The organism is Actinomadura sp. 7K507, assembly GCF_004348425.1.
Lineage (GTDB): Bacteria > Actinomycetota > Actinomycetes > Streptosporangiales > Streptosporangiaceae > Spirillospora.
Genome location: NZ_SMKK01000329.1, coordinates 1 through 8,016, shown reverse-complemented (window position 1 = coordinate 8,016; position 8,016 = coordinate 1). Strand labels below are relative to the sequence as shown.

Genomic DNA, 8,016 nt, shown 5'->3' with positions numbered 1-8,016 from the left:
GCCCCCGCCCGCCGTCGCCTTCCGCGATACCGCTAGCAGGGTAGGTAACGATTTGTACTGTCCCGTCCCTAATGTCCGATCAGGACACCGGCTCCAGCTCCGATCGGGCCGGCGGCGCGGGGGAGTCGCCTTCGCGGATCCCGTACCGGCCGTAGAGCCTGGCGAGGGGGCCGGGCGCCCACCAGTTGGCGCGTCCCAGCAGCCGCATCGTCGCGGGCACCAGCAGCGCCCGGACGACGGTCGCGTCGAGCACGATCGCGATGACCATCCCGACGCCCACCATCTTGATGAACGTGATCCCCGAGGTCGCGAACGCGCCGATCACGATGATGAACAGCAGCGCGGCGCTGGTGATGATGGCGCCGGTGCGCTGCACGCCGGAGGCGACCGCGGCGGTGTTGTCGCCGGTCAGGTCGTACTGCTCGCGGATCCGCGACAGCAGGAACACCTCGTAGTCCATCGAGATCCCGAACAGCATGGCCAGCATCAGGATCGGCATCGCGGGCGCGATCGCGCCGGTCGCGGTGAAGCCCAGCAGGCCCGACAGATTGCCGTCCTGGAAGATGAGCACGACCACGCCGAACGTGGCCGACAGCGACAGCATGTTCATCACGATCGCCTTCAGCGGCAGCAGGACCGATCCGAACGCCAGGAACAGCAGCGCGAACGTCGCACCGCCGACGAGCACCGCCAGCCACGGCAGCGTCGCACCGAGGCTGCCCAGCGTGTCGACGACCCCGGCGGTGGAACCGCCGACGTGGACCTGCGCGCCCGCCGGCGCCGGGACGTCCCGGACGTCCTGGACGAGGTCGCGCGCGGCCCCGGAGTTGGGATCGGCCTCGTAGGCCAGCGCGATCCGGGTCGTGGTGCCCTCGGAGCCGGTCACCGTGGCGTCCGTCGCGCCGGGCAGCGAAGCCAGGCGGTCCCCGTACGCCTGGACCGCCGCCCGGTCGGACGTCCCGGTCACGACCGCCTCGATCGGGCTCGTCGCGTTGCCCGGGAACCGGGTCTCCAGCGCCTCGGCCACGACCCTGGCGTCCGCGCCCTCCGGCATGACCTTGGCGTCCACGCCGCCCCAGTTGATGTTCAGGAACGGTGAGCCGAGCGCGAGCAGCAGCGCCACCGTCGCCAGCGCGTAGACCACCGGCCGCCGCATCACGCTGCGGGCGACCCGCCCCCACCAGAGACCGGAGCGGTCCCCGGACGGCTTCCGCCGCCGGATGGACAGCGCGTTCACCTTCGGCCCTAGGGCGGCCAGCAGCGCGGGCAGTACGGTCAGCGCGCCCACCATGCACACGAGCACGGTCGCGATGCCGCCGTAGCCCATGGAGACGAGAAAGCTCTGGTCGAACAGCAGCAGCCCGGACAGCGACACCGCGACCGTGATCCCGGAGACCGCCACGGTGCGTCCGGCCGTGGCCATCGTCGCGCCTAGTGCGTCCTCTACCGACCGGCCGTCCCGCCGGAGTTCTTCGCGGAACCGGCTGACCATGAACAGCCCGTAGTCGATCGCGAGCCCGAGCCCGAGGAACGTCGTGATGTTCACGGCGAAGATGGACACGTCGGTGAAGTAGGTGAGCGCGTGCAGCGCGGTGAACGAGCCGAGGATCGCCAGGCCTCCGACCAGCAGCGGCAGGCTCGCCGACACCAGGCCGCCGAAGATGAGCACCAGCAGCACGAGCAGGACGGGGATCGCCATGGCCTCGGCCCGGGCGATGTCGGACGAGACGCGCTCGTTGACCGCCGCCTCTGTGGCGACCAGCCCGCCGACCTTGGCGGTGAGCCCGCCGCCGGCCTCGGTCAGCTCACCCTCGATGGCTTCGTAGCTGCCCTCCCTGGCGGCATCGTCGGAGCCCGCGAGCTGCAGGACGGCGTAGGTGGCCTTCCGGTCCTCGCTGACGAACTGCGGCGCCTGGGTGGTCCAGTACGTGGCAGCCGAGGCGACCTTGTCCGCCGGGAGCGCTCCCAGCGCCCGTTCGACAGCCGCCCGGTACGCCGGATCGTCAACGGTCGTGCCGCCCTCGTAGAGGATCACGACATCGGCCGCGTCCCGCCCGAGGTCCCGCTCGGCTATTTCCATGGCCTGCGCGCTCTCGCTGCCCGGCGTATCGAACCCTCCGGACGAGGACAGCGCCCCGAAGACGCCCGTCCCCCACACGCCGGCGAACACCAGCGCCGCACCCGCTACGGCGAGGATCCACCGCCGCCGCCGGTGGACCCACCGGCCCCATCGATCGAACATCGTCGCCTCCCACTGCGTGACTTCCACTAACACGAGTGAATGCCGTAAACTGCGAACAGCGTTAACTTTGCATACGGCATTCGCTTCCGTCAAGGGTGTTTCTGAGGAATCATGCGAAGGCGGCCGGACGCGGCCGCGGACCAGGAGGGACGGTGTGGTGGAGACACGGCGTGACCGGCTGCGCGCGGCGACGGTCAAGGAGATCTCCGAGACCGCCCGGCGGATCCTCGTCGAGCAGGGGCCCGAAGCGGTGACGCTCCGGGCGATCGCCCGGGAGATGGGCATGACCGCGCCGGCGCTCTACCGCTACTTCGGCAGCCACAGCGAGCTGCTACGGCACCTGGTCGGCGACCTCTTCACCGAGCTCACCAACGAGTTGCACGCCTCCGCGAAGGACGTCGCCCCGGGCGACATGAGCGGCAAGTTCCTGGCGGTGTCCCGCCAGTTCCGCCGCTGGGCGCTCGCGAACCCCCGCGAGTACGCACTGCTGTTCGGCTCACCCGTCCGCGGCGCCAGCCACCAGGAGGAGCTCGACTTCGCAGAGGAGCGCGCCCGCCGGTTCGGCTGGACGTTCATGGCTCTGTTCCTGGAGCTGTGGAACAAGAGCCCCTTCCCCGTCCAGCCCGACGGTGAGATCGACCCCGCCCTGCGCCCCCAGCTAGCCCGCTACCGCGACGAGATCGTCCGCGTGGACCTGCCCCTAGGCGTGATCCAGCAATTCCTCAAGTGCTGGATCAGACTCCAGGGCGGCGTCAGCCTGGACGTCTTCGGCCACCTGCAGTTCGCCCTGGACGACGCCGAACCCATGTTCGAGCTGATGCTCGCCGAAATCATCCCCGAGATCGGCCTGACCTACTCCCCGCCCAGCCGCGCCTGAGCGGGTGGGCGGGGAGATGGACGGTGTACACCGTCCAGGTCAAGGCCGATCAGACGCACTGCTGCGCCGCTTGGGTGAACTCGCCGGTGTAGACGACCCGGCCCACCTGGTTGAGATGAATGTCGTCGCTCCCGAACCAGACCTGGGGATCGCCCGGGGAGTAGCTGTGGTGGTTCCAGGAGAGCTCGGCGAAGTCCTGGAGTTTGACGAGATCGGTCGCTGAGGCGTTCGCGAGGCTGCGCATCTCCTGTGTGAGCTGCTGGGCGGACCAGGCATAGAGCCAGGGGTCGGAACCCCAGTAGTGCGCCAGGTTGTCGGGCGGGGTGATGAGCACGACACACTTGCCCGCCGCGGTCAGCTCCGACACGTACTGCCCGATCGCGGCCTTGGCGGCGTCGATGCGGTCCTGGCGTTCGCCCGCGTCGGCGATCCAGGCGACCTGTCCGGCGTCGTTGGCCCCGAGCGCGATCACGAATCCGTCGGGGTCGTGTGCGAGAAGGCCACGGACCTCGTCGCGGAGCTCGTAGTTCGCCTTGTCGGCCCCGGTACGGGGCAGCCCGCCGGAATCCGGCGGCGCGAGCCAGTACTTGCCGCTCTGGCCTTCGACTTCGGCCCGGATCCCGGCGGTGTTGAAGTTGCCTTCGATGTAACCCTGAAGATGCGTCTGGTTGTAAGTGGCGTCGTTGAGCGAGGCGGTCAGACTGTCACCCACGGCGACGACCTTCGGCTGGGACGCGGAGCCGTTGGAGAACGGATGCGTGTACACGGTGCACGCCCCGTCGGGCGCGACGAACCGCGGCGACAGGTAGGTCGCCACGGGGATGCCCTGCAGCGTCGAAAGGTCCCCGGACTCCACCTCGGTGAAGCCGCCGGGGGTTTCGCTGGGCAGATCGTCCCGGCGCAGCTCCCAGGTCTCGGCGGACGCATCGGTCCACGGGCCGCCGGGGAGCGTGCGACGCTGGAACGCGGTGGCGGTCAGGACCGGTCCATAGGCCGAGTCCTGGGTCTGGTAGTCGACCTGCCAGGCGACACCGGGCCCCTGGCAGGTCGCGGTGCCGGTCGCGGCGGAGGCGTCCGGCGGAGCCGCCGCCATCGCGCCGAGGAGAGCCGCGCCGACGGCGGCGGTGATCGCTGGCCTGCGGATGAGTGGGTTCATGGAGGTCATCCCCTGGGAGCGTGGCTAGGGACACTGCGTGGCGGCTTGGGTGATCTCACTGGTGAGGACGAGTTTCCCGGTGCCGTTGAGATGGATGTCGTCGCTCTCGAACCAGACGTCCTGGCCCTCGCTGTAGGTGTGGTGGTTCACCGAGAGCTGGGCGAAGTCGCGGAGCTTGAGACCATCGGTGGCGGACGCGCCGGCCTGGGAGCGCAGCTCCTGGTTGATGGACTGCGCGGCCCACGCGTAGTGCCAAGGGTCGGCGACGCCCGGGTAGTCGGCCAGGTTGTCGGGGCCGGTCACGAAGACCGCGCACTTCCCGTCCGCGCGCAGCTCGTCCAGGATCGTGCGGAGTCCGGCGATCGTGGAGTCGAGCCGGGCCTGCCGGTCGGTCGCCGTGCCTGCCAGCGCGATCCATCCCGCGTCGTTCGCGCCGAGCTCGATCACATACCCCTGCGGGTCGTGCTGGAGCAGGCCGCGGTACTCGTCCAGCAGATGGCCGTTGGCCTTGTCCAGCCCGGTCGTACCGGGAGCGGCGACCCAGCGGCGCCCCCCGTGCCCTTCGACCTCGGCCCGCAGTCCGGCGGTGTTGAGGTTGCCCTGCACGTAACCCTGGAGATGCTGCTGGTTGTAGGCGGGGTCGTTGAGGCTCTGGGTGAGGCTGTTCCCGAGCACTGCGATCTTCGGGTCGCCGGCGCCTCCGTTGGCGAACGGGGCGAGGTAGACGGTGCACGCCCCGTCGGGCGCGACGAACCGCGGCGACAGATAGGTGGCGACAGGGGTGCCGCCGATCGCCGCAAGGTCTCCCTGCTGCTGCTGGAATGCCGCCCAGGGGTTGTTCCACTGGCTCGGCAGATTGTCCCAGCGAAGCTGCCATGTCTGCGCCGAAGCGTCGGTCCATGGCCCGCCCGGGAGGGTTCTGCGCTGGAGCCCGGTGGCATGGGCCACCGGGCCGTAAGCCGAATCGTTGACCGTGTAGTCGACCCGCCAGGCCACTCCCGGGGCCTGGCAGGTCTGGGTGCCGGCGTCAGCGGCGGCGGGCGCCGCGTTCACCATCCCCCCGGCGGCGAACGCCGCCATGGTCGCTCCGATAGCTCCTGACCTGCGTAAACGCGATGGCATTGCAACCACCTTCGTGGGAGGTTCCGGACACCATCACGATCGCACGAATCATGCCAGTATTCACTGGCCAAGTGTGGTCACCCGTCCTGCGGGGAGCGCTGCGCCTTCCGGGCCTTCTCCGCGGCCACTGACCAGGGCCGACGGGGCGTTATTATCGGCGTTGCATCGACTGGGGGTACTGGTGATCAGCTGGCAGCGCGTTACGGAGGATGACTTCCCGTTGCTCCGCCGCTGGCTGGAACAGCCGTACGTGGCGCGCTGGTGGAACCACGAGACGTCCCCCGAAGCGGTCGCACGCGATTTCGGCCCGACCGCCCGGGGCGAGGAGCCCTCAGAAGACTGGCTTGCGCTCCTGGACGGGCGGCCGTTCGGCCTGGTCCAGCGCAGCCGACTGGCGGACTACGCGGAGGACTTCGAGGCACTGGCCGCGGTGACGACCGTTCCGGACGGAGCGGTGTCCATCGACTACCTGATCGGCGAGCCGGACCTGGTCGGCCAAGGACTCGGCCCGCGCATGATCCAGGCGATGATCGAGCGCACATGGCAGGACTACCCGGACGCCCCCTGCGTGCTCATACCGGTGTCAGCCGCCAACCACGCCTCCTGGCGGGCCCTGGAGAAGGCCGGGCTGGCACGCGTGGCGGAAGGCGACCTGGAACCGGACAACCCGATCGACGACCGCGCCCACGTCATCTACCGGATCGACAGGCCGCCCCTCCCGTCACGCTGAGCGCACGAAAAGGCCCCCGGAAGGTTCCGGGGGCCTTCGTCGCGGTGATCCCGCGCGTCGTCAGTAGGACGGCTGGCTCGGGTCGATCTGGTTGACCCAGGCCAGGACGCCGCCGCCCACGTGGACGGCGTCGGCGAAGCCGGCGTTCTTCACCACGGCCAGGGCCTCGGCGGAGCGGGCGCCCGACTTGCAGTGCAGGACGATCTTCTTGTCCTGGGGGAGCTGTTCGAGGGCGGAGCCGTTGAGGAAGTCGCCCTTCGGGATCAGCGTCGCGCCCGGGATCGAGACGATCTCGTACTCGTTGGGCTCGCGGACGTCCACCAGGAAGATGTCGTCGTCGCGGTCCTGCATGGCCTTGAGGTCCAGGACGGTGATCGTGGCGTCCTGCGCGGCCTCGGCCGCCTCCTCGGAGACGGCGCCGCAGAACGCCTCGTAGTCCTCGAGGAGCTCGGTCTGCGTCGGGTTCTTGCCGCACAGCACGCACTCGGGGTCCTTGCGGACCTTGACCGAGCGGTACGTCATCTCCAGCGCGTCGTAGATCATCAGCCGGCCGACGATCGGCTCGCCGATGCCGGCGAGGAGCTTGATGGCCTCGTTCACCTGGATGGAGCCGATCGAGGAGCACAGGACGCCCAGGACGCCGCCCTCGGCGCAGGACGGGACCATGCCGGGCGGCGGCGGCTCCGGGTAGAGGCAGCGGTAGCAGGGGCCGTGCTCGGCCCAGAAGACGGACGCCTGGCCGTCGAACCGGTAGATCGACCCCCACACGTACGGCTTGCCCAGCAGGACGGCCGCGTCGTTCACCATGTAGCGGGTCGCGAAGTTGTCGGTCCCGTCGAGGATCAGGTCGTATCCGGAGAAGATCTCCATGATGTTGTCGCGGTCGAGCGCGACGTTGTGCGGGACCACGTCGATCAGCGGGTTGATCTCACGGACGGCCTCGGCGGCGGACTCGACCTTCGGCTTGCCGAGGGACGACTGCTTGTGGATGATCTGCCGCTGCAGGTTGGACTCGTCCACGACGTCGAAGTCGATGACGCCGAGGGTGCCCACCCCGGCGGCGGCGAGGTAGAGCAGGGCGGGGGAGCCGAGACCGCCGGCGCCCACGACCAGGACCTTGGAGTTCTTCAGTCGCTTCTGCCCGGACATGCCCACGTCGGGGATGATCAGGTGTCGCGAGTAGCGGTTGACCTCGTCACGGGTGAGCTCCGCTGCGGGCTCGACCAGAGGTGGCAACGACACGGTGGATGCTCCTGTGCTGACGCTCGGCTGTATTAGGGGCGGGACGTCTCCGTCCTCCCCCCGCACAACCTACCCATGTGCTGCGGCATTCCCGCGCGGTGCCCGTCCCGCGTGAGGCCGAGGCGAGCGCGTGCAAGGCTGCGGACGGAACAGGCGGAGCCAGGCTCCTGGAGACCGAGGCCAGAATCCACGAGGAGACGGACCGGATTCGCCGCGACACACGCCTCGCATAGTTCCGCCCTCAGCGGGCATGGCGGGGGCTTGGGCAACCCCCATCACAGAAGGAGGAGCCATGGGCTTCCTCGACAAGCTGAAGAACAAGGCGCAACAGGCCAGGGGCCGCGGCAAGGAGGAGGCCGGGCGGCAGACCCGTGACCCCTCGCTGGAGGCCGAGGGCCGCCAGGACCGCGCGGCCGGCGGCGCCAAGCAGGCCGGCGAGAAGGTCAAGGACGCGACCAAGGAGACGCGCCGGACCTTCGGGTCGTAGCGCCACCGGCCTGACAGGCCGGGAGAGGCCCCTTTTCGGAGGGGCCTCTCCCCGTTACGGGTGGACGCCGGAGGGCGTCCTTACCCGGTTGGCAGGGCGGAATGTCGCGAAGCACAGTTAATCTTGACTGTTGTGGCATTCCTGCCCCCCTCCCAGCAGC

Annotated in this window: 7 protein-coding genes; 3 read left to right on the top strand and 4 right to left on the bottom strand. The window is 69.5% G+C overall.

The annotated features are described in order from the left end of the window. Window positions 1–79: 79 nt before the first annotated feature. On the bottom strand, window positions 80–2,242 hold the full coding sequence (locus E1285_RS41200; RefSeq protein ID WP_132160078.1) for an MMPL family transporter: 2,163 nt from the start codon (window positions 2,240–2,242) through the stop codon (window positions 80–82). A 154-nt stretch (window positions 2,243–2,396) separates the two neighbouring features. Here E1285_RS41200 and E1285_RS41195 point away from each other — a divergent pair, with 154 nt between their 5' ends. Then, on the top strand, window positions 2,397–3,119 hold the full coding sequence (locus E1285_RS41195; protein WP_132160076.1) for a TetR/AcrR family transcriptional regulator: 723 nt from the start codon (window positions 2,397–2,399) through the stop codon (window positions 3,117–3,119). Between the two features lie 49 nt (window positions 3,120–3,168). On the opposite strand, the gene E1285_RS41190 is transcribed toward E1285_RS41195, so the two are convergent. Beyond that, window positions 3,169–4,275, bottom strand: a complete 1,107-nt coding sequence (locus E1285_RS41190) for an SGNH/GDSL hydrolase family protein (RefSeq protein WP_165966976.1) — start codon at window positions 4,273–4,275, stop codon at window positions 3,169–3,171. A gap of 24 nt (window positions 4,276–4,299) precedes the next feature. After that, entirely contained in the window at window positions 4,300–5,355 is a 1,056-nt protein-coding gene (locus E1285_RS41185) for an SGNH/GDSL hydrolase family protein (RefSeq protein ID WP_165966975.1), read from the bottom strand. Here E1285_RS41185 and E1285_RS41180 point away from each other — a divergent pair. Then, window positions 5,354–6,127 (top strand): GNAT family N-acetyltransferase, encoded by a 774-nt coding sequence (locus E1285_RS41180; protein ID WP_279510128.1) that lies wholly within the window; start codon window positions 5,354–5,356, stop codon window positions 6,125–6,127. The genes E1285_RS41185 and E1285_RS41180 overlap by 2 nt on opposite strands. Before the next feature lie 60 nt (window positions 6,128–6,187). On the opposite strand, the gene moeZ is transcribed toward E1285_RS41180, so the two are convergent. Continuing rightward, window positions 6,188–7,369 carry an adenylyltransferase/sulfurtransferase MoeZ gene (gene moeZ, locus E1285_RS41175; protein WP_132160068.1) on the bottom strand — a complete coding sequence of 394 codons (1,182 nt, stop codon included), beginning with the start codon at window positions 7,367–7,369 and terminating at the stop codon, window positions 6,188–6,190. 292 nt (window positions 7,370–7,661) lie between these two features. Between moeZ and E1285_RS41170 the strand changes: the two genes are divergently transcribed. Further along, on the top strand, window positions 7,662–7,856 hold the full coding sequence (locus tag E1285_RS41170; RefSeq protein ID WP_132160066.1) for a CsbD family protein: 195 nt from the start codon (window positions 7,662–7,664) through the stop codon (window positions 7,854–7,856). The last annotated feature ends 160 nt before the right edge of the window (window positions 7,857–8,016 follow it).